This window comes from Vibrio sp. 10N.247.311.49 (genome assembly GCF_041467655.1).
GTDB classification, from domain to species: Bacteria; Pseudomonadota; Gammaproteobacteria; order Enterobacterales; family Vibrionaceae; genus Vibrio; species Vibrio crassostreae_C.
Window position 1 is genome coordinate 98,511 of record NZ_JBFSVA010000005.1, and the last position, 21,955, is coordinate 120,465.

Consider the following 21,955-nt stretch of genomic DNA (forward strand, 5'->3'; position numbering starts at 1 on the left):
TAAGCCAAACGTTGTTATGTGTGCACTATTCTTTGCACTTGGTTTTATATACGTTATCGACTTTTCGGCCGAATTCAATTTTTAATACGCCATTCTGTGGTACGTAAGCTGATTGCTTTCCTAAGACTTAAAGCAGCTCACACTACACCGTCCAGACGAAACATTACATTAACACCCGACACACATCAGGTATACAACTAAACGCTGATCTGTGAGTTACAATATTTTAATTAAGTTACATTCTCGTTAAAGTTGCATAAGAAGATATGATTAATTACCGCCATTAATTTCGCGGTGTGAATTTAATAAATTCCGGCCGACGAAATACTAAGTCAACAAGTTGCATATTTAGTCATATTGAGATCAAAAAAAAAGCAGCCATTAGGCTGCTTTTTCATCAATAACGTTCAGTTACTTCTCTTTAGGCTTTTTACGCTTATCCGTAACTTCCCACTTACCGTCGATGTACAACGCAGTCCAACCGGACGGTTTTCCATCTACTTCAGTACGAACGTAGTTTTCTTTAGTCTTACGACTAAAACGAACCACTGTCGGCTTACCATCAGGGTCAGCAACTGGCGCTGATGCTAGGTATTGGAACTTAGGTGAGATACGGTCTTTAAAACGAACCAACTCTTCCACTAATGGTGCACGTGTTTCACGTGATTTAGGGAAGTTGCTCGCAGCCATAAATAGACCAGAAGCACCATCACGAAGAACAAAGTACGCGTCTGAATTTTCACATGGAAGTTCAGGGAAATGTACCGGGTCTTCTTTCGGTGGCGCAACTTCGCCATTTTTTAGAATCTTACGAGTGTTCTTACAATCGTCATTGGTACAATCCATGTATTTACCAAAACGACCGTTCTTCAGAACCATGTCAGAACCACACTTGTCACACTCAACAAGTGGACCATCATAGCCTTTCACTTTAAATTCGCCGTGCTCAACCACATAACCTTCACAGTTCGGGTTGTTACCACATACGTGCATCTTACGCTTATCATCGATTAGATAAGCATCCATTGCCGTTTCACAAATAGGACAACGCTTTTTAGCTCGAAGTGCTGCTGTTTCAACGTCTTCTTCAAGCACGTTGATAATGCCTTCTTCATCACCAAGGTTGATTGTTGTCTTACAACGCTCTTTTGGTGGAAGTGCATAGCCAGAACAACCAAGGAATACGCCTGTCGAAGCAGTACGAATACCCATTTTACGACTACAAGTCGGACACTCAATATCGGTTTCCACGATATGATTTGGCTTCATGCCACCAGCGTCTTCGTCTAAATCTGCTTTTTCCAAATCGCCAGTAAAGTCTTCGAAGAAGTTATCTAGCACGCCTTTCCAGCTTGCTTCGCCTTCTGCGATTTGGTCCAACTTCTGCTCCATACGAGCAGTGAAGTCGTAGTTCATTAGGTCGTTGAAGCTGCCGTCTAGACGGTCAGTAACAATTTCACCCATCTTCTCAGCATAGAAACGACGCTGTTCAACTTTTACATAACCACGATCTTGAATCGTCGAGATGATAGATGCGTATGTTGAAGGACGACCAATACCACGCTTCTCAAGCTCTTTAACTAGCGCCGCTTCAGTGAAACGAGCCGGTGGCTTAGTGAAGTGCTGTTTAGGGTCTAGCGCGATCAGGTCAAGCTTATCGCCGATCTGAACTGCTGGAAGGATCGTATCTTCGTTCTTACCCATTGGACGCTGAACACGAGTCCAACCATCAAATTTAAGGATACGACCTTTCGCTTTTAACGTGTACTCATCGGCTTTAACGCTTACTGTCGTTGAATCGTATTGAGCTGGTGTCATTTGACACGCAACGAATTGATTCCAAATTAGCGAATAAAGCTTGTGTGCGTCTGCATCTACGCCGTTTAGGTCTTCCGACTTAACATCTACACTTGAAGGACGAATCGCTTCGTGGGCCTCTTGAGCGCCCTCTTTGCTGCCGTATACAAGTGCTTTAGGTGGAAGGTATTGCGCGCCGTACTCAGAACCAATGTATTCACGAGCGGCTTCTACAGCTTCTGAGCTCAAGTTAGTTGAGTCAGTACGCATATAAGTGATGTAACCCGCTTCATACAGGCGTTGAGCCAGCATCATGGTTTTCTTTACGCCATAACCAAGACGCGTACTCGCCGCTTGTTGCAGCGTCGACGTGATGTAAGGTGCAGACGGCTTACTCTTTGTTGGGCGGTCTTCACGTTTACATACTTCGTATTGCGCTTTTTCTAAAACGCTAACAGCAGCTTGTGTTTGCGCTTCATTTTCAGGTTTAAACGCAACACCGTCTTTCTGTGCAACTTGCAGTCTAAAGTCGGTTTTCTCTGCTGTTTTAGTATCAGCATGCACATCCCAGAACTCTTCAGGGATAAAGGCGTTGATCTCGCGCTCACGCTCTACCAGTAGTTTTACCGCTACTGATTGAACACGGCCAGCGGACAGGCCTCGTGCTACTTTTTTCCAAAGCAGAGGTGACACCATAAAGCCAACAACACGGTCCATAAAACGTCGTGCTTGTTGTGCGTTTACGCCATCAATATTTAGCTCACCTGGCGTTTCGAAAGCTTGTTGAATAGCATTCTTGGTGATTTCGTTAAAAACCACTCGCTTGTATCGCGTTTCATCGCCGCCGATGATCTCACGAAGGTGCCATGCGATAGCTTCTCCTTCGCGGTCCAAATCGGTTGCGAGATAAACATGGTCTGCGTTCTCAGCCAGTTTTTGCAATTCAGCGACGACTTTCTCTTTACCAGGTAGGATTTGATAGTTCGCTTCCCACTCTTTATATGGGTTGATACCCATCTTTTTGATAAGAGCTTTGCGATCTTTTTCTTTTTTGATACGAGCTTTGTCTTCTGGGCTCATACCCTTGGTTGAAACTGCAGCAGCCTTTTGACCAGTACTTTGACCTGCCGTTGGTAAATCACGTACGTGACCTACACTCGACTTAACGACAAAGTCTTTGCCAAGATATTTATTGATAGTTTTAGCCTTGGCTGGCGACTCCACTATAACGAGCGATTTACCCATATTGACTCTAACGTCCTTAATCACGATGCTTCAGCACCAACAATTTAGCTTGTGGGCTTTTACGCATGATATTCTAAATTCATTGCTTCTTTTTTTACTATTGTGCGAGATTACTAGAAGATCAACCGCTTTTTTCAAAATTGGATCTGATCGCTCGACAATTCGACGACTCATAGATAAAAGGGTCACAATATAAAGAAGCTATAAAGTACTCACTAAGAATACTTGCAAGAGCCTATTCATCAGGCATTACGTCTAAACGGGCTCATACTAAGCTTGTCCGCGAATCTAACGCGAGCCCCATTCAATTATTTTTGCCGTAAATCACAAAATAAATTGTGGATGTTTGAAAAGACTCTCTTAATCGGTTGTGAAATCATTGAATTTCTAGTTCGACACCATAAACTCAACGTTATATTCAGTTATCAGAGATAAACTCATGACAAAGAAAGTAATAGCAGAATTTGATTTACTGCTTATCGCAAACCAAATTATCCAATCACATGATGACTACATTGAAGGCATGCGCGCAAACAGCGTAGTAGAAAAAGACGATGTACTCGTCTTCAAAGGTGAATACTTCTTAGACAGCAATGGAATGCCGACCGAGAATACAACCGCGGTATTTAACATGTTTAAATACTTAGCGCACCACCTTTCGAAAGAATTTACAATTCAGCAATAATTAAAAAGCTTGCCACTTAGGCAAGCTTTTTTGTTCCTAAACCTTTACATACTAAGCATTTTTATAGACTTAGCATTTTCAGCTTGTCGAAGTAATCAGGGAATGTCTTTGACGTACAACCTGGATCATTAATCGTCACAGGCGTATCGCTCAAGGCAACCAGCGAGAAACACATCGCCATACGGTGATCATCGTAAGTATCAATCGCCGCATGAGTCAGTTCAGCCACAGGGTTAACAATAATGTAATCTTCACCCTCTTCCACTTCAGCGCCGACTTTGCGTAGCTCTGTTGCCATTGCAGCCAAGCGATCTGTCTCTTTCACACGCCAGTTGTAGACATTACGGATTGCCGTTGTGCCTTTCGCAAACAATGCGGTTGTCGCGATAGTCATCGCAGCATCTGGGATATGGTTATAGTCCATATCAATGCCTTTCAGCTCGCCACAACGAGAAATAACGTAGTCGTCACCCCATTCGATTTCCGCACCCATTTTCTCAAGCGCATCAGCGAATTGGATATCACCTTGGATACTGTTTTTACCAATACCAGTGACCTTAATCTCACCACCTTTGATAGCAGCGGCTGCAAGGAAATATGACGCAGATGATGCATCACCTTCAACCAAGAAATCACCCGGTGCCGAGTAAGATTGCCCGGTAGGAATCACAAACTCTTGGTAATCATTATTGATCACGTCCACACCAAATTGCTTCATGATGTGCAGCGTAATATCGATGTAAGGTTTAGAAACCAATTCACCGTCAATTTTAATGGTCACTTCACCTTCAGCTAAAGGCGCAGCCATCAAAAATGCCGTCAAAAATTGACTAGAGATCGAACCGTCGATAGAAACCGTACCGCTCTTCAAACCGGTACCTGTGATCTTCAATGGCGGGTAGTTTTCGTTCTCTAAATATTCAACGTCGGCACCGGCTTCTCGTAGTGCTGTTACTAAGTGGCCAATTGGGCGCTCTTTCATGCGAGGCTCACCAGTAAGAACGTATTCACCGCGACCTAAACATAGTGCAGCCGCCAACGGACGCATCGCCGTACCCGCGTTACCTAAGAAAAGCTCTAGGGCTTTGTCACTTGAGAATGCACCACCAACACCTGTCACTTCACAAACGGTTTTGTCTGCAGACAACTGATAATCAACACCTAACTGAGTCAATGCATTCAACATATGACGAATATCATCACTGTCTAGCAAGTTTGTTAAGCGAGTGGTTCCCGTAGAAAGTGCAGCCAAAAGAAGTGCACGGTTGGAAACGCTTTTTGAACCAGGTAGGTTAACTTCCCCGTTCACTTTTTGAATTGGTTGTAACGTAAGGCTTTCCATTAAATCTTATAGTCCTTGTACCACCCGAAGTCACTGGTGCGTATTTATTTTCGGGTGATGAATAATTCTTCGTACTTGCAGACTAACGAACTTTTCCAACGAACTCCAGAGCTAATCCGGCCCAAACCGGTGATTAATTAGCCAATCAATCGTATTTATATACTAGTACGCGAGATCAACTCGAACACCATCTGAAAAATAGAGAATTCGTACATCATCGCCTCGGTTGAACAGCATCGAGTTATCGACATCTTGGATAATGTTGACCAACTTGTCGTCTTTGGTTTTGACCAATAACTCGACCAGTTTGTACTCTACTTTATATTGTGTGTTACCTCGGTTACGAGCAATACCCGCACCTGCTACTGCACCTACAGCTGTCGCCACTTCTTTACCAGTGCCGCCGCCAAACTGGTTACCAATCAAGCCACCAATCGCCGCACCTAACAAGGTTTCCCAACCATTCGCTTTCGACTCAACGATCTCTTGCTGAGTGATGTATCTGACCGTATCAATCTCACCATAAACCACCTCGTTTACTGGTCGAGCTTGGTTTCTGTTGTAAGCTGCATTTGCCAACATGGGCAAAACAAGTAAAATCCAAAGCAACTTCTTCATGGTAAAACTCCTAAAGACCTCTTGGTCAGTGATTAATCTGTAATGCGGTACTTATGACTATATACCTAACCGAACTTGATACTACTAGTATAGAGTTTCCTTCGCCTTTCGACGCGCTTGATGACCCCAACGGTCTGCTCGCCTTCGGTGGTGATTTATCACCAATGCGAATTTTAAACGCTTATAGCCAAGGTATATTTCCATGGTATGGCCCAGGTGAGCCTATACTTTGGTGGAGCCCTGCACCGCGAGCGGTATTTAATCCTAAGACATTCGAACCGTCAAAAAGTCTTAAAAAGTTTCAAAGAAAGCACAATTACCGAGTCAGCATCAACCAAGCGACGGACAGAGTAATTGGTTATTGCTCTTCACTAAGACCCGAAGAAGAAACCTGGCTAAACAGCGACATGCAGTCAGCCTACCGCAAACTCGCTTCATTAGGTTTCTGCCACTCGGTTGAGGTTTGGCAAGATGATGAACTGATCGGTGGACTTTACGGCTTACAAAGAGGCCAAGTCTTTTGCGGTGAATCGATGTTCAGCCTAAAGACCAATGCCTCTAAAATTGCGCTGTGGTACTTTTGTAAACACTTTACCCGATTCGGCGGACAACTGATTGATTGCCAAGTCATGAACCCTCACTTGGAATCCTTGGGCGCTATCGAGGTTGATAGGGATGAATTCCTAGGCTCTCTGCAATTACTCAAAGAGTTCTCCGTTGACGATGCATGCTTTAAAACCCAATGGCTAAAGGAAATGCCTTAATGAATCCAGATTTACAACAAATCAGAATTGGATTAACAGACAATCACGCTTGCAGCTACTTACCTCACTTCGAAGAGAGAGTGGCGGTCACGCTTGACGAACACATGCACACCTCAGATAACTATGAAGTTCTGCTTGCGAATGGATTTCGCCGCAGTGGTTCAACCATTTATAAGCCACATTGCGATAATTGCTCAGCATGCCAAGCGATTCGGCTTTCAATTCCTGAGGTTAAGCTTTCCAAAAGCCAACGACGGATCCTTAACAAAGGAAAATCACTACGTTGGGAACTGAAAGATGAGATGGATGACAACTGGTTTGACTTATACAGTCGCTATATCACCGCTCGTCACCGTTCGGGAACCATGTACCCACCCAAGAAAGAAGAGTTTCTACAATTCTCTAAAAATGAGTGGCTTACTACAAAGTTCATGCACATCTATGATGAGAACAAGTTGGTTGGTATCGCCGTAACCGACATCATGGCTCACTGTACGAGCGCGTTTTATACCTTCTTCGCTCCTGATATAGACATTTCGATGGGAACACTTGGCGTTCTATTTCAGATCCAACATGCCCAGAAAGAACAAAAACAATGGTTATATTTGGGTTATCAAATCGATGAATGCCCTGCGATGAACTATAAAGTACGATTTCAACGTCATCAAAGGCTAGTAAATCAGCGGTGGCAAGGGTAGAATACGCGACAACTTTACATATTTTGATTTTAACGGCACAATCAAGCCGTTGAAAACCGCCAAATTTCGAAAGAGGATTAGATGGCTAAAGAAGACGTAATCGAGATGCAAGGCACTGTCCTTGATACTCTACCAAACACAATGTTCCGTGTTGAGCTTGAAAACGGTCACGTAGTGACAGCACACATCTCTGGTAAAATGCGTAAGAACTACATCCGTATTCTTACTGGTGATAAAGTAACTGTTGAGATGACTCCATACGACCTTTCTAAAGGCCGCATCGTCTTCCGTGCTCGTTAATTTTTAATTAGCGAATACAATAAGAAGCGGAGCTTAAGGCTCCGTTTTTTATTGCCTGAGCTTTTTACTACACAAGCACATCAATCTCGCATCTCGCATCTCGCATCTCGCATCTCGCATCTCGCATCTCGCATCTCGCAAGCATAAAAAAACGCACAACCTAAGTCATGCGTTTTATATTTAAGCCTTTGATTTATCAATCACTTCGTTAGTGCATGACCTCTTCTTTAGCACCAACATAGATGAAATCCAATTCGTCTTTTTTCAGGGATACTTTAACCGTACCGCCATCAACCAAGCTACCGAACAGTAACTCGTTAGCAAGTGGTTTCTTAAGCTTCTCTTGAATAACACGTCCCATTGGACGAGCACCCATGGTCTTGTCATAGCCTTTATCAGCTAACCAGTGACGAGCATCCTCAGAAACCTCTAAAGACACGCCACGAGCGTCCAGTTGAACCTGAAGCTCGACAATGAACTTATCAACTACTTGGCTAATCACACTTGGGTCAAGGCTGTTGAACCAAATGATATTATCAAGACGGTTACGGAACTCAGGAGTAAATACCTTCTTGATTTCGCCCATCGCATCTGGCGCATGATCTTGTTGGATCAGGCCGATCGATTTCTTCTCGGTTTCAGCCACACCTGCGTTGGTCGTCATCACTAGAATCACATTACGGAAGTCCGCTTTGCGACCATTGTTGTCAGTTAGCGTGCCGTTATCCATTACCTGCAGTAGCAAGTTAAAGATATCTGGGTGAGCTTTCTCGATTTCATCCAGTAACACAACAGAGTGCGGGTTCTTGATTACGGCATCCGTTAGCAAACCACCTTGGTCGTAACCAACATAACCAGGAGGCGCACCAATCAAGCGGCTCACTGAGTGTCGCTCACCGTACTCAGACATATCAAAGCGCAGAAGCTCAATACCCATCAACTTAGACAGCTGAACAGTCACCTCTGTTTTACCGACACCAGTAGGACCAGCAAACAAGAATGAACCAACAGGTTTATTGTCTGCACCCAATCCAGCACGGGTCAGCTTAATCGCTTCACTCAATACATCGATTGCAGGGTCTTGTCCGAATACCAACATTTTCATGCGCTCATCCAGTTTCTGGAGTGTATCTTTGTCTGAAGACGATACTGACTTTTCAGGAATACGCGCCATTTTCGCAACCATTGACTCAATATCAGCCACGCTTACCGTTTTCTTACGACGGCTTGCAGGTGCCAAACGACTACGAGCGCCCGCTTCATCGATTACGTCAATGGCCTTATCAGGAAGGTGGCGTTCATTAATGTATTTAGCTGACAGTTCCACAGCGGCACGCAACGCTTTGTTGGTGTAGCGCACTTCGTGGTGAGCTTCGTATTTTGGCTTCAAGCCAATCAGGATCTTGGTCGTATCGTCTAGCGATGGTTCAATAATATCTATTTTCTGGAAGCGACGAGCTAAAGCACGCTCCTTCTCAAAAATACTGCTGTACTCTTGGTACGTTGTTGAACCGATGCAACGTAATTTGCCACTGCTTAGTAATGGTTTAATTAAGTTTGCCGCATCAACCTGACCACCCGATGCAGCCCCGGCACCGATAATGGTGTGGATCTCATCGATGAACAGAATCGCGTCTTCTTCTTTCTCCAGTTGCTTAAGAATCGCTTTAAAACGTTTCTCAAAGTCACCACGATATTTGGTTCCGGCTAACAGTGAACCGATATCTAGAGAATAAATTACGCTGCTCTGAATGATTTCAGGCACTTGTCCTTCAACGATGCGCCATGCAAGACCTTCCGCGATGGCAGTTTTACCTACCCCCGCTTCACCCACTAACAGAGGGTTGTTCTTACGACGACGACACAGAACTTGGATAGTGCGTTCTAGCTCTTTGTCACGACCGATTAGTGGGTCAATATTGCCCTGCTTTGCGACTTCGTTAAGGTTAGTAGCAAAATTTTCTAAACGGTCTTCAGAGTTAGCTTCTTCAGCATTTTCTGCACCACCAAATGAATCGGATGATGAAGGACTGTCGCCTTCGTTGCTCGCTTTGGTAATACCGTGTGAGATGAAGTTAACAATATCTAAGCGACTAATGTCGTTTTTCTTAAGAAGATATGCCGCGTGAGATTCTTGCTCACTAAAAATAGCCACAAGTACGTTAGCACCTGTTACTTCGCTGCGACCTGAAGATTGAACATGAAAAACAGCGCGTTGAAGTACTCGTTGGAAGCTCAACGTAGGCTGAGTTTCGCGAGTTTCGTCGCTTTCAGGGATAAGTGGGGTCGTTTGATCGATAAAAATATCGAGCTCATTGCGAAGAGCATCGAGATCAGCCTGACAAGCTTGGAGCGCTTCCTTGGCCGCATCATTTTCTAATAATGCTAGTAGGAGGTGTTCGACAGTCATGAATTCATGTCGCTTGTCTCGCGCACGAGCAAATGCGCCATTTAAACTCGTCTCTAATTCTTTATTTAGCATAAGTACCTCCTAAGGGAACAACAGTGTTGTTCGAGCAATTTATACTTGCTCCATTGTACATAGTAGCGGATGCTCATTTTCCTTTGAGTACATCGTGACCTGCGCTACCTTTGTTTCCGCTATTTCAGCACTGTATGTGCCGCATATAGCTTTACCTTCATAATGAACCTTGAGCATCACTTCCGTTGCTTTTTCGATATCTAGTGAGAAGAATCGCTCTAGGATCTCGATTACAAAGTCCATGGGCGTGTAGTCATCGTTATTCAACACAACGTTATACATCGCCGGTGGCTTTACTTTTGTTGCTTCTTTCTCCAGTAAATCTGAGCCTGGAGATGCCCATTCAAAGTTTCTGCTCATATCGCTTTGCTAAGGGTTATTTTTCGGAAGTCGTGAGTGTTTACCTAACTCAAATTTACCACATTCACGCTTTACCGTGTACTAAGAAACTGCACCTAGAAACAGTACCAAAAAATATTCCTCTATACTGAGCCTAATCCACCATTTCCATCGCTGCAAATAAAAGATCTCGATTAACAAGATTAACATATGTGATTGATTAAAAAGACGCCATAACTATTGATACTAACGATAAGATTACCGCTAAGTTACTATTTGGTTAATAGTTTGCGGTTAATCTCGAATGTGATTTGTTATTAAAATTGATCACTTTTATACCAATTTACTATTGACTGTGCTCAATCATTAGCTACATTGGAGCTAAAAGGTTTTTTAATACACTTTTGCAACATGAATTAAAATCAGTAACACGCTTCAAAAATTAACAATAAGGAATAATTACGCAGGGTAGCGTTAATTTCCGTAAGCAATGTACGAGATTCAAGCTATTAGCTGAAATTCTTTAGCTGGTAGGAATGATATCAATCGCACTTACAACAATTGATATAACAACGTTAGTAACAAAATGCATGAGGGATGTATAGCATGGCTACAGGTACAGTAAAATGGTTTAACAATGCCAAAGGGTTTGGCTTTATTTGTCCAGAAGGTGAAGACGGCGATATTTTCGCGCACTACTCCACAATACAAATGGAAGGTTATCGAACCTTAAAGGCTGGTCAGCAGGTCGACTATGAAGTAGAAAGTGGACCTAAAGGCTCGCATGCTAGCTCCGTTGTTCCTGTAGAAGGCAGCGCCGCAAAATAGGCGAATGCAAACTCATGTTAACCTCCATCAGTCGTCATTAACGGTGACAGGTAAACAGAATATTGAAACCGCTCATTTAATACCTGTAACACAGGATTACGTGAGCGGTTTTTTTCGTTTTGGGGGCTCTAAAGTTGCTCACTGGACAATGAGCTCGAAGAGCTACTCCCCTTAAGCTAGGTCTTAAGAAGTATTAGACAGAAAAAAGACGCTTTAACATTATCGTTAAAGCGTCTTTCGTTTTGACTTTATCTATAACTTAGCTATCAGCCTAAGCAACTCGTTAGCAAATCACGTTCATGAGTGACTAACGATGAGTCCAATCACTATGCATCAATAAACGCGTTTAGCGTTGAGCTTGGGCGCATTAGTGTTGAAACCAATGCATCGTCAAGTAGGTAGTAACCACCTAAGTCGCCAGCCACACCTTGAGCGTTGTTCAGCTCTGCAACGATCGCTTCTTCACTTTCAGCCAGTTGACTTGCCACACCTGCAAACTCAGCAGCAAGATCAGCGTCAGCCGTTTGCTCAGCAAGCGCCTTAGCCCAGTATGCCGCTAGATAGTAGTGGCTACCACGGTTATCAAGCTCACCTACTCGACGTGAAGGAGACTTGTTGTTATCAAGGAACTCACCCGTCGCTTTATCAAGCGCATCAGCTAGAACTTGTGCTTTAGCGTTACCTGTTACTACGCTCAGGTGCTCTAGAGATGCCGCTAGTGCCAAGAATTCACCTAGAGAATCCCAACGCAGGTGGTTTTCTTTCTCTACTTGTTGAACATGTTTAGGAGCAGAGCCGCCAGCACCTGTTTCAAACAGACCACCACCGTTCATTAGTGGAACAATCGATAGCATCTTAGCTGATGTACCAAGCTCTAAAATCGGGAACAAGTCAGTTAGGTAATCACGTAATACGTTACCAGTAACCGAAATAGTATCTAGGCCTTCTTTGATACGAACCAGTGAGTATTGAGTCGCTTCAAGTGGAGCAAGGATCTTAATTTCAAGACCATCGGTATCGTATTCAGGAAGGTATGCTTCAACTTTCTTGATAAGCTGAGCATCATGTGCGCGTGACGCATCTAGCCAAAATACCGCTGGAACACCCGATGCACGAGCACGCGTTACCGCAAGCTTAACCCAGTCTTGGATTGGTGCATCTTTAACCTGACACATACGGAAGATATCGCCTTCCTCTACGTCTTGCTCAAGAAGCACAGCGCCTGAAGCGTCAACAACTTGAACCTGACCAGCAGCTTCAAGGATGAAAGTCTTATCATGAGAACCGTACTCTTCCGCTTTTTGAGCCATCAAGCCAACGTTTGGTACGCTACCCATCGTTGTTGGATCGAACGCGCCGTTCTCTTTACAGAAATCAATAACCGCTTGGTAAATGCTCGCGTAGCTACGATCTGGGATCATTGCTTTGGTATCTTTTTGCTTACCTTCTGGATCCCACATTTGACCAGAAGAACGCAGCATTGCAGGCATAGATGCATCCACAATGATATCGCTTGGTACGTGTAGGTTAGTAATGCCACGGTCCGAATCAACCATCGCTAGTGGTGGCTGAGTCTCGTATACCGCTTGCAGGTCAGCTTCGATTGCTTCTTTCTGCTCTTGAGGAAGCGCATCAATCTTCGCGTAGACATCACCGATGCCGTTATTTACATCAACGCCTAGCTCTTCAAACAGCTGACCGTGTTTAGCAAATACGTCTTTGTAGTAAACCTTAACCGCGTGACCAAAGATCACTGGGTCAGATACTTTCATCATCGTCGCTTTCAAGTGAAGAGAAAGCAGTACACCTTGCTCTTTAGCCGATGCGATTTCTTTTTCGAAGAATGCAACCAAAGCGGCCTTATTCATCACTGACGCATCAATGATCTCTTTATCTTGCAGTGCAAAAGCTGGCTTCAATGTTTTCTTCGCACCATCTTTGCCAACGAATTCAATGCTAACTTCTGTAGCACCTTCAATGGTTACTGACTTTTCGCTACCGAAGAAGTCTTTGTCGTCCATACTTGAAACGTGCGACTTAGAATCTGCAGACCAAGCACCCATTGAGTGTGGGTTCTTCTTCGCGTAGTTTTTAACAGAAAGTGGAGCGCGGCGATCCGAGTTACCTTCACGCAATACTGGATTTACTGCACTGCCTTTGATTTTGTCGTAAGTCGCTTTTACTGCTTTCTCTTCGTCAGTGTTTGCTTCTTCTGGGTAATTAGGAAGTGCGTAACCTTTTGACTGTAGCTCTTTGATTGTTGCTTGAAGCTGAGGTACAGATGCAGAGATGTTTGGAAGCTTGATAATGTTTGCTTCTGGTGTCTTAGCCAATTCACCTAGTTCTGCTAATGCATCACCAATACGTTGCTCTTCGTTCAAATAGTCAGGGAAGTTGGCAATAATACGCCCTGCAAGTGAAATGTCGCGAGTATCAACGTTAATACCAGAAGAAGCTGTAAAAGATTGAATGATAGGCAGCAGAGAGTATGTTGCTAGCGCCGGAGCTTCGTCTGTAATGGTATAGATGATCGTTGGTTTTTCAGTAGGCATGAAATTTCCCTATAGTTCTTACAAGCTCATTTAAAGTAGTGAGCGTGTTATAAATTGACCAGTAAGCCACTCTAAGAGTGAAAACTGCTTACTCGATAGTCGTACTCTATCTTATTTTTCATACAATCTTGATGACAGCATGAACCAAATCCGTGAGTGCGTTGTTATAATAAAACACGAAGGTATAATTAAACAAATCAGGCTTAAGAGTCCATCAACTTGTTCTATTTTGTGTCTTTTAGGCGCGCAAATGATAGCTCAATTCCGTTTCAGTGAAAACTTTTCAGCACACTTCGTTTACATTTTTGCAAGGTAGTTAACATGTCTACTCGCTCACGCAGCGCATCTCGTTCAGACAAACCGGCTCGTTCTGGTGCAACATTAAAACAAAGCGGTAATAGACAAAGCCGAAGCAGTGATAAGAATAACACTGGCAATTCGCACAACAAATCTCACTCAAGCAAGCACCGATATAAAGGCAAGCCTACCAATGCAAAACCTAAGGTTGCGCTCGAAGATCGCAAAGTAATTCTGTTCAACAAGCCTTTCGATACTCTAAGCCAATTTACAGATGGCGAAGGGAGAAAAACGCTAGCGGACTTTATTCCAGTGAAAGACGTTTATGCTGCAGGTCGCCTTGACCGCGACAGCGAAGGGTTAATGGTCTTGACCAACGATGGTATTTTTCAAGCTAAGCTAACTCAACCAAACTCAAAATCCCCAAAGACTTACTGGGTGCAGGTTGAAGGCGTACCTTCTGAGGAAGATTTAGATAAATTGAGAAAAGGTGTCGAACTAAAAGACGGCATGACACTGCCCGCTCAGGTTGAGGTGATGTCTGAACCTGTTGTGTGGGATAGAACCCCTCCAGTACGCTTCAGAGCCGCGATACCGACAACATGGTTGGCTATTACAATCATTGAAGGACGTAACCGTCAGGTAAGACGAATGACAGCCAATATCGGCTTCCCTACCCTGCGTCTTATCCGTTACTCAATGGGTAATATGAATGTGGGGCAGCTGCAGCCTGGTGAGTGGAAAGAGATTTAACTCATAGCAATATATTAAAGCGAGATTTACGTCTCGCTTTTTTGTACGTGAAGATTGATTACTCTTGGTCAATCATCCATTTACGGAATACTTTACGGTCTTCTTTTGAAGTGCTCAGATACAAAGCTTTAAGTTGTTTCAAAGACTCCGATTTATCTACAACCTGAGCTGATGTGTTAGCCGTTAAACCTTCAGCGTTTACTAGCGTGTTTTCTTCTAAACTTGTAGCATTAACCTTAACTGCAGGACGAACTTGGTTTTCTACAACTAAATAACTCATGGTTACAGCAGCAGCACCACCAACTTTATTATATTCTGTAGCTTCTTCAGAATAACTTCTATTTAGTTGAACTCCGTCACTAGCTAAAATGTCTTCATTTTTGATTAAGGCTTGTCCTTGCTTGTTTTTAATTTCCCAATTCAAGTTTCCAATGTTTTCTTGAGCAGAACGCAAGTTTTTAAACTCAGGCATAGATAAGGTAAGTTCTTCGTTTTTTGCCTCAAATTTAGCGATAATAACAGAACTGTAGACTTTCCTTTGATTATCTCTTTCATCAAATACTGGTTCATATTGAAAAACGATTTGGTTTTCACCGTCAGGTAAAAGCACTGTCTTATCTGCAGAAAACAACCCTTGTTCAAAGTCAGGAACACTCATGTTTACTGAAAGTAAATTTACATTTTCAGGGACATCCAATATTACTTCGGCATCAACTACTGTAGAAGCAACTAACAGCCCCAAAAAAGAATATTTGAAACTTTGCATTATTGTATCCATCCTTATAAAAAATAGGCAAAAAAAAGCCCAACTCTATGTTGGGCTTTTTCTAACAATATATCAAATTACCAGTAAACACGAGCACCGATACCGAAATTGTTTTCGCCCTCAACAGTCTGAGGCGCTACAACCATATCACTACCTTGAGCGGTGAAACCTAGAGTACTACCGTCTGCATAACCATACTCAGCATAGACACGTGCCCAGCTAGCGTACTTGTATTCAGCACCAACGTAAACAACGTTGCTATCTTCTAATAAATCGTGATCTTGAGACACGAACTCATAACCACCATATACTGTTGTTTTATCAGCAACGCCATACGTAGCAGCTACTGAGAAACCTGTTTGGTCTGCTTTATCAATAGCAGATTCAACAGAAGATGCCGCAACAGTTGCACCAACTGTTAGAACATCTTTAGAGTACTCAACAGTACCTTCGTAGTATGTGTTCTCAAGGCCTGTAAAACCAGAACCAGCTACATCATCAGTTGTTTGACCACCACCAACGTGGATATTTACGTCACCAACAGAAAAACCAACGTAAAGTTCAGCTAGCTCTTGATTAGAATCATCTTCTGCTAATCCGTATCCTGCTTTTACCCAGAAGTTGTCAGAATCGTAAGAGTACTTTACTTGTGAGTCATGAAGAGCACTGTTCAAAGCAGAGTAAAGCAGTGCAGAACCACCAAAGAAGTATGAGTAATCAGCGCCGTATACATCATCTGATGTAGTCCATTGCTTACCAAATTTGATTGTTCCCGCTTGATCGCTGCTAAAGCCAAAAATGTGGTTACGTACATACATGTCGCCACTGTCTTTCAATGCAAATTCTACTTTACCAAGAACTTTAAGATCATCAGATACATTATATTGAGCGTCAACACCAGCACGCGAAGAACCTGAACCTAATTTGGCATCTTGCCCGTCTAGGAACTTAAGCTCTGTACGTAGTTGACCGTAAAAGTCTACTGCGCCGTCTTCTGATTTATAAATTTCCGCTGCGTTTACTGAGCCTGCTGCTGCAACAACTGCAAGTGCTAATAGAGTCTTTTTCATAATAAATCCACTGCCTTTTCTAAGAATGGGAGATCCTTGCCCGGTTCCCTTTTATTTTTATGACTGGTCATTACCACTCTTTGTTGGTTAATCACCGTCACTAAATTTCGAGGTCTAGATTGCAAAAGATTATCCTGCGTGTCAAATAAACTAAAAACAAACCTAAAAAAAACACAAAGCAATCAAAATCAACCACTTACATTTTTTTTCATAGTTTTACGAGCAGCTTATCCTTAGTTTTATCAGGAAATATAATAATCCAAAAAAAGAACAAAACAGCATTTAACACCACAAACAACTTGTAAAAACGCCACATCTCAGGATTTAACACCTACAAGCAAGTCTTTTTTAATATTTATATTTCGCAACATAAATAAAATAGTTAAGTTCCTGATGGTTCAGTTTTTTTTTGTGAACAAGATCTACCTTTGATTCAAAAGCAAGCTATTTCACCGTAAATGTACCGACTAGTGATATGTGCTACTATCCTCGCTCCGTTACGTAGGTCACAGTATGCTAACTACTAAAATTCAAAAATCTATTCGCACCAGTTATCAAAACCTCCAAGATCAGTTGGACAACTTTGTACCTAGACGTGCTCAAAATTACCTTGTTGCAGAAATAGCGAAGACACTTTGTGGTCAATACCACAAAAGTAATCGCATGATTGTTGCAGAAGCGGGAACCGGGATCGGGAAATCACTGGCTTATTTAATGGCAACTATTCCTGTCGCTGTGCTCAATAACCGAAAAATAGTCATATCAACGGCGACGGTTGCGCTACAAGAACAGCTCGTCAATAAAGATCTCCCTCTATATAGAAGACTGACTGATCGAGAGTTTTCTTTCATATTAACGAAGGGCAGACAGCGTTATTGTTGTTCCGAAAAGCTAGCCGCTGCCTGCGGGGTTGATGGCGGACAAATGGCCATGTTCGAATCTAAGCCAAAGAAGAAGGATATCGACCAACTTCAAACCATGTATCGTAGCCTAACCCAAGGTAAATGGGATGGTGACCGTGATTCGTGGCCAAAACCCATCGACAACATGATTTGGCAGATGATTGTCAGCGATAAGCACAGCTGTAATAACAGTATGCCTACTCATAGAGACTGCCCTTTCCAAAAAGCGCGCTCAGAGCTAGATAAAGCAGACGTGATAATTGCCAATCACAGCTTGGTGATGGCGGATGCAGACCTAGGAGGCGGTGTGATACTGCCTGAGCCAGAAAATAGCATCTATATATTCGATGAAGCTCACCATTTACCGCATGTAGCCAGAGATCACTCTTCTGCGGCTGCGAGCTTAAAAGGCGCGGCGTCATGGTTGGAGCGTTTGAACCAATCCATCACTAAGCTTTCAGGCCTCGCTGACGAGAAACGTGTCCACCGGTTTCGAAATGAACTGCAAGACTCAGTGCAACAGCTGATCCCTACCCTGACTCAAATGAGTAAACAGTTTGACGCTAACCACTTTGAAGACGGCTTGTATCGCTTCGAACATGGCGACTTACCTGAGTGGCTAGAGAATGAATCTAAAGATCTTAAGCAACTCACACAAAAGGCGAGCCAAGCTGTTGCGAAGATTGCAGACCTGATAGCAGAACGAGTTAAAGATGGGGAGCTTTCAGCAAAACTTGCAGAGCCTGCGTTGGCAGAAATTGGCTTCTATATACAAAGAACAGAAAACCTTGCTCAAGTTTGGCGCTTAATGGCTGAACCGAAGAGAGAAAAAGGTGCTCCTTTGGCTCGTTGGCTCGAACTGAATAAAGAAAGCGAAGGCGATTTCGTTGTGAATGTTTCGCCACTAGAGGTAGGTTGGCAACTGGATCAACAAATCTGGAGCCGCTGTGTGGGTGCCTTATTAGTATCTGCGACCATGAGGGCGCTCAACTCTTTCAGCTTTTTCTGTCATCAAGCAGGTATCAGCCAAAAAGCAGAAGATGGAGTACAATTTTTGGCTTTGGCATCACCGTTTGATTACCAGAATCAGGCTGAGCTTATCGTTCCAGCAATGAAGTACGAACCACAAGCACCTCAGTTTACCGAATATCTTATTGAAATTTTGCCTAAGGTAATAGAAGACAAAAAAGCCAATCTCGTTCTATTCTCTTCTTACTGGCAAATGAACAAAGTTGCAGAGGCTTTAGCAACAGATTTCGTTAAAAAATCGTGGGCATTGCAGGTTCAAGGTGATACTTCACGAACTGAAATCCTAAAAAAACATAAAAAGCTAATAGACCAAGGTAAAACCAGCGTTCTTTTTGGAACTGGCAGCTTTTCTGAAGGTCTTGATCTACCGGGTGAGCTTCTTGAAAACCTCGTGATTACCAAGATTCCTTTTGGTGTTCCTACCTCTCCTGTAGAGCAAGCACATTCAGAATATATTGAATCACGCGGTGGCAACCCTTTTATGCAGATTACTGTTCCAGATGCGAGTAAAAAGCTTATTCAATCTGTGGGTAGACTACTGCGTAAGGAAAGAGATTCTGGTAAAGTCACGATCCTTGATAGACGCATAGTAACGAAGCGATACGGAAAGTCCCTACTCGATTCACTACCGCCTTTTAAAAGAACAATAAAATACTAATATCCCCTGCCCTTGAGGTAGTTATGGGCCTTCATCGCTAGGCCCTTGCATTCACAACCCAACATGACTAATCCATCGGTTTTTCATGTGGCTGCCCTATCAGCCGATAACGAGAACACTAGCTATTTATGGAAATGATTGAGCCAACCATGTTGGTCATACTTGCTCTGGTTGCATTTGCAGCAGGCTTTATTGATGCTGTCGCAGGTGGCGGAGGGATGTTAACCGTTCCAGCTTTGCTATCGCTTGGTTTACCGCCACACATCGCATTGGGTACTAACAAGCTTGCAGCAACCTTCGCTTCATCTACAGCTGCATTCACTTACTACCGTAAAAAGCTGTTCAAGCCTGAGTGTTGGGTCAATGCATTCATATCTACTTTAATAGGTGCGACCATCGGCACACTCACTGTTGATGCCATTAGCACCGAGTGGTTAGAGAAGGTATTGCCGTTAGTCATTCTTGCCGCAGCGGTCTATACCATTTTTCATAAGACTCCAGATGTGAGCCATAATGTGTCTCCTAAGCCATGCCCTGTGCTTAAGAGAAAACAAAAGTACCAAGGATTCATTCTTGGCTTTTATGATGGGGTTGCTGGCCCAGGAACTGGCGCGTTTTGGACGGTAAGCTCTATGGCGCTTTATCGCTTAAACATCTTACTTGCCTCTGGTCTATCCAAAGCCATGAACTTTACCAGTAACTTTACCTCTTTGGTGACCTTCGCGATTCTTGGTCATATTGATTGGGTTCTAGGTTTAACCATGGGCCTTTGTTTGATGGCCGGTGCATTTGTTGGCGCTCACTCTGCTATTCGGTTCGGTGCAACATTTATAAGACCTGTGTTTGTTACAGTTGTAAGCGTACTTGCAATTAAACTGGCATACGAAGCTTGGTTTGTGAACTTATAGGCAGTAGCCAACGGGAAGTGAAATGAATCAATTTTCAAAGCTAAAAAGTGTTATTGATACCTTGATTGGCCATTGCTCGCAGGTTGACAAATCTCGAGGGGCTTATCATCAAGCCTTGTTTGACCGAGCCTTATTTAAATGCGGCGCCTCTGTTTTGCTTCCCTATGCACTTGAAACTCAGGCAACGTACCGCACCATTGTACGTGAACAAACCTCAAATCAACTGACCGCGTCCAGAGCCAACTACCTGACAGAAAAGCTGACCAATCAGATTGCAGCAATCCAAAGAGAGTTAGCCAACCACGATTTACGCTTGGACCGAAAAAGCAAGTCAGGGAAAACCCTGAACGACCTATACAACGAACTCGCCCAGCACCAAGACTGGCAAAAGCGATTGGTCGATTTAGTACGAGTACGAAAGTTAACGTTTGATTCTGCGCCTCGCCACAGTAAGAAAAAAGCGGAAGAGGCTTGGCAGTTAGCAAAAGAGCGATTAGAACGCTGTGAAGACTCAATGAAAAATATTGAGAGACTGATTAACTTAGAGAACCCTAAGCGAAATGAACACTGATAACACACCATCACCACTGGATAACGCACCAGAAGAAGTTAAGTTAGCTGTCGACCTGATCTATCTGCTCGAAAGCAACGAAATCGATCCAAAAGTCGCGTTAGAAGCAATCAAAATTGTCCAGCAAGATTTACAAGCCAAACTAGCATCTAGCATCTAGCATCTAGCATCTAGCATCTAGCATCTAGCATCTAGCATAAAAATATACAGGATTCACATGTACCAACTCAGCTTTTCTATGCCCGAGTTTCTTGAAAACTACTGGCATAAAAAACCAACCATCTTAAAGGGTGGCTTCCAAAACTTCGTCGACCCAATTTCGCCGGAAGAACTTGCTGGTTTATCGATGGAAGAAGAAGTGGATTCTCGCTTTGTCTCTAACCTCGACAATCAGTGGACTGCAGAACACGGCCCATTCTCTGAAGAAAAGTTTGGCGAATTAACCGAAACTCATTGGCAACTGATCGTTCAAGCAGCGAACCACTGGCACCAAGGCGCAAATCAGCTGACTGAGGCGTTCCAAGCGTTACCAAACTGGTTATTCGACGATCTCATGATCTGCTACTCAGCACCTGAAGGCGGCGTAGGCCCACATATTGATCAATACGATGTCTTCATCATTCAAGGTCAAGGCAAACGTCAATGGAAGGTTGGCGCTAAAGATGTTGGCCAATACAAAGAGACTGTTCAAGCGTCTGCACTTCGTCAAATTGAAGGTTTTGACCCAATCATTGATGAAACTTTAGAGCCGGGCGATATCCTTTATATCCCACCAGGTTTCCCACATGAAGGGAGCACGTTAGAGCCGTCAATGAGCTACTCTATTGGCTACCGCTCGCCTAAAGAACAAGAACTGATCAGCAACTTTGCCGATTTTGTGCTTGCTCATGATATGGGTGACGTACACCTGCACGATCCAGAATTCAAAATGCAAGAAGGCTACGGAAAAATTCGTTCATCGGATTTAAGTAATCTCACAGGCATGTTGAAATCTGCACTAGAGCAACCTGAAACCATCAGTGAATTCATGGGTTGTCTGCTAAGCCAATCACGCCACCAGCTTGATATCGTTGCTCCAGAGCCACTATGGACTCAAGAAGAGATCGCTCAACACTTAGAGTCTGAAGGTGAGATTCACCGAGTATCAGGCTTAAAGGCGCTCTACCACGAAAATGAAAGCAACACTGCTTACATCAATGGCGAAGTGGTTAAGGTGGATGAAGCGGATTCTTCGTTACTCAACATACTTTGCGATGAGACCATGATTACCTCGGCTACTGCCCTATCTCCTTCGGGCATAACTGTCGTGACTGAATTGGTCAACAAAGGCTACTGGTTTATCGAAGAGTAA

At 43.4% G+C, this 21,955-nt stretch carries 19 protein-coding genes; 11 read left to right on the forward strand and 8 right to left on the reverse strand.

What is annotated here, in order from left to right; all coding sequences use genetic code 11:
* Window positions 1-411 precede the first annotated feature (411 nt).
* Window positions 412-3,042 (reverse strand): type I DNA topoisomerase, encoded by a 2,631-nt coding sequence (gene topA / locus AB6E54_RS07475; protein ID WP_048612738.1) that lies wholly within the window; start codon window positions 3,040-3,042, stop codon window positions 412-414.
* Between the two features lie 439 nt (window positions 3,043-3,481).
* Between topA and AB6E54_RS07480 the strand changes: the two genes are divergently transcribed.
* On the forward strand, window positions 3,482-3,727 hold the full coding sequence (locus tag AB6E54_RS07480; RefSeq protein WP_017062104.1) for a YciN family protein: 246 nt from the start codon (window positions 3,482-3,484) through the stop codon (window positions 3,725-3,727).
* A 61-nt stretch (window positions 3,728-3,788) separates the two neighbouring features.
* Here the strand turns inward: AB6E54_RS07480 and aroA are convergent, their stop codons facing one another.
* Both aroA and AB6E54_RS07490 read right to left on the reverse strand, forming a co-directional pair.
* On the reverse strand, window positions 3,789-5,069 hold the full coding sequence (gene aroA / locus AB6E54_RS07485; RefSeq protein WP_017062105.1) for a 3-phosphoshikimate 1-carboxyvinyltransferase: 1,281 nt from the start codon (window positions 5,067-5,069) through the stop codon (window positions 3,789-3,791).
* A gap of 162 nt (window positions 5,070-5,231) precedes the next feature.
* Window positions 5,232-5,687 (reverse strand): glycine zipper 2TM domain-containing protein, encoded by a 456-nt coding sequence (locus tag AB6E54_RS07490; protein WP_050634895.1) that lies wholly within the window; start codon window positions 5,685-5,687, stop codon window positions 5,232-5,234.
* Between the two features lie 53 nt (window positions 5,688-5,740).
* Between AB6E54_RS07490 and aat the strand changes: the two genes are divergently transcribed.
* From aat to infA, 3 genes are all read left to right on the forward strand, one after another.
* Window positions 5,741-6,451: a leucyl/phenylalanyl-tRNA--protein transferase gene (gene aat, locus AB6E54_RS07495; RefSeq protein ID WP_017063504.1), complete on the forward strand. Its 711-nt coding sequence runs from the start codon at window positions 5,741-5,743 to the stop codon at window positions 6,449-6,451.
* Window positions 6,451-7,149, forward strand: a complete 699-nt coding sequence (locus AB6E54_RS07500; protein WP_017062107.1) for an arginyltransferase — start codon at window positions 6,451-6,453, stop codon at window positions 7,147-7,149. The genes aat and AB6E54_RS07500 overlap by 1 nt, the downstream gene beginning before the upstream one ends.
* 81 nt (window positions 7,150-7,230) lie before the next feature.
* Window positions 7,231-7,449, forward strand: coding sequence for a translation initiation factor IF-1 (gene infA, locus AB6E54_RS07505; protein ID WP_001040192.1), 219 nt, complete (start codon window positions 7,231-7,233; stop codon window positions 7,447-7,449).
* Window positions 7,450-7,657: 208 nt separating this feature from the next.
* On the opposite strand, the gene clpA is transcribed toward infA, so the two are convergent.
* Together clpA and clpS are read right to left on the reverse strand one after the other, a co-directional pair.
* Window positions 7,658-9,931: an ATP-dependent Clp protease ATP-binding subunit ClpA gene (clpA, locus tag AB6E54_RS07510; RefSeq protein WP_017062108.1), complete on the reverse strand. Its 2,274-nt coding sequence runs from the start codon at window positions 9,929-9,931 to the stop codon at window positions 7,658-7,660.
* 39 nt (window positions 9,932-9,970) lie between these two features.
* Entirely contained in the window at window positions 9,971-10,291 is a 321-nt protein-coding gene (gene clpS, locus AB6E54_RS07515) for an ATP-dependent Clp protease adapter ClpS (protein ID WP_004737430.1), read from the reverse strand.
* 585 nt (window positions 10,292-10,876) lie between these two features.
* Here clpS and cspD point away from each other — a divergent pair.
* A complete protein-coding gene (gene cspD / locus AB6E54_RS07520) occupies window positions 10,877-11,098 on the forward strand; it encodes a cold shock domain-containing protein CspD (protein WP_004736548.1) in 222 nt (73 codons plus the stop codon).
* 326 nt (window positions 11,099-11,424) lie between these two features.
* Here the strand turns inward: cspD and AB6E54_RS07525 are convergent, their stop codons facing one another.
* Window positions 11,425-13,650: an NADP-dependent isocitrate dehydrogenase gene (locus tag AB6E54_RS07525; protein ID WP_017067848.1), complete on the reverse strand. Its 2,226-nt coding sequence runs from the start codon at window positions 13,648-13,650 to the stop codon at window positions 11,425-11,427.
* A gap of 321 nt (window positions 13,651-13,971) precedes the next feature.
* On the opposite strand from AB6E54_RS07525, the gene AB6E54_RS07530 reads away from it, so the two are divergent.
* A complete protein-coding gene (locus tag AB6E54_RS07530) occupies window positions 13,972-14,700 on the forward strand; it encodes a pseudouridine synthase (protein ID WP_102332492.1) in 729 nt (242 codons plus the stop codon).
* 58 nt (window positions 14,701-14,758) lie between these two features.
* Here the strand turns inward: AB6E54_RS07530 and AB6E54_RS07535 are convergent, their stop codons facing one another.
* Both AB6E54_RS07535 and AB6E54_RS07540 read right to left on the reverse strand, forming a co-directional pair.
* A complete protein-coding gene (locus tag AB6E54_RS07535; protein ID WP_017062111.1) occupies window positions 14,759-15,466 on the reverse strand; it encodes a DUF2057 family protein in 708 nt (235 codons plus the stop codon).
* 77 nt (window positions 15,467-15,543) lie between these two features.
* Window positions 15,544-16,536: a porin gene (locus AB6E54_RS07540; protein ID WP_102332493.1), complete on the reverse strand. Its 993-nt coding sequence runs from the start codon at window positions 16,534-16,536 to the stop codon at window positions 15,544-15,546.
* Window positions 16,537-17,049: 513 nt separating this feature from the next.
* Between AB6E54_RS07540 and dinG the strand changes: the two genes are divergently transcribed.
* The 5 genes from dinG (at window position 17,050) to AB6E54_RS07565 (ending at window position 21,955) form a co-directional block, all read left to right on the forward strand.
* Window positions 17,050-19,125 (forward strand): ATP-dependent DNA helicase DinG, encoded by a 2,076-nt coding sequence (gene dinG, locus AB6E54_RS07545; RefSeq protein WP_102332494.1) that lies wholly within the window; start codon window positions 17,050-17,052, stop codon window positions 19,123-19,125.
* A 128-nt stretch (window positions 19,126-19,253) separates the two neighbouring features.
* Window positions 19,254-20,033: a TSUP family transporter gene (locus tag AB6E54_RS07550; protein WP_017062114.1), complete on the forward strand. Its 780-nt coding sequence runs from the start codon at window positions 19,254-19,256 to the stop codon at window positions 20,031-20,033.
* A gap of 22 nt (window positions 20,034-20,055) precedes the next feature.
* A complete protein-coding gene (locus AB6E54_RS07555) occupies window positions 20,056-20,604 on the forward strand; it encodes a primosomal replication protein (RefSeq protein ID WP_017062115.1) in 549 nt (182 codons plus the stop codon).
* The gene (gene rsmS / locus AB6E54_RS07560) at window positions 20,594-20,764 is read left to right on the forward strand and encodes a pleiotropic regulatory protein RsmS (RefSeq protein WP_017055021.1); all 171 of its coding nucleotides are present in this window, start codon (window positions 20,594-20,596) and stop codon (window positions 20,762-20,764) included. Before AB6E54_RS07555 ends, rsmS begins: the two co-directional genes overlap by 11 nt.
* A gap of 57 nt (window positions 20,765-20,821) precedes the next feature.
* A complete protein-coding gene (locus tag AB6E54_RS07565; protein WP_102332495.1) occupies window positions 20,822-21,955 on the forward strand; it encodes a cupin domain-containing protein in 1,134 nt (377 codons plus the stop codon).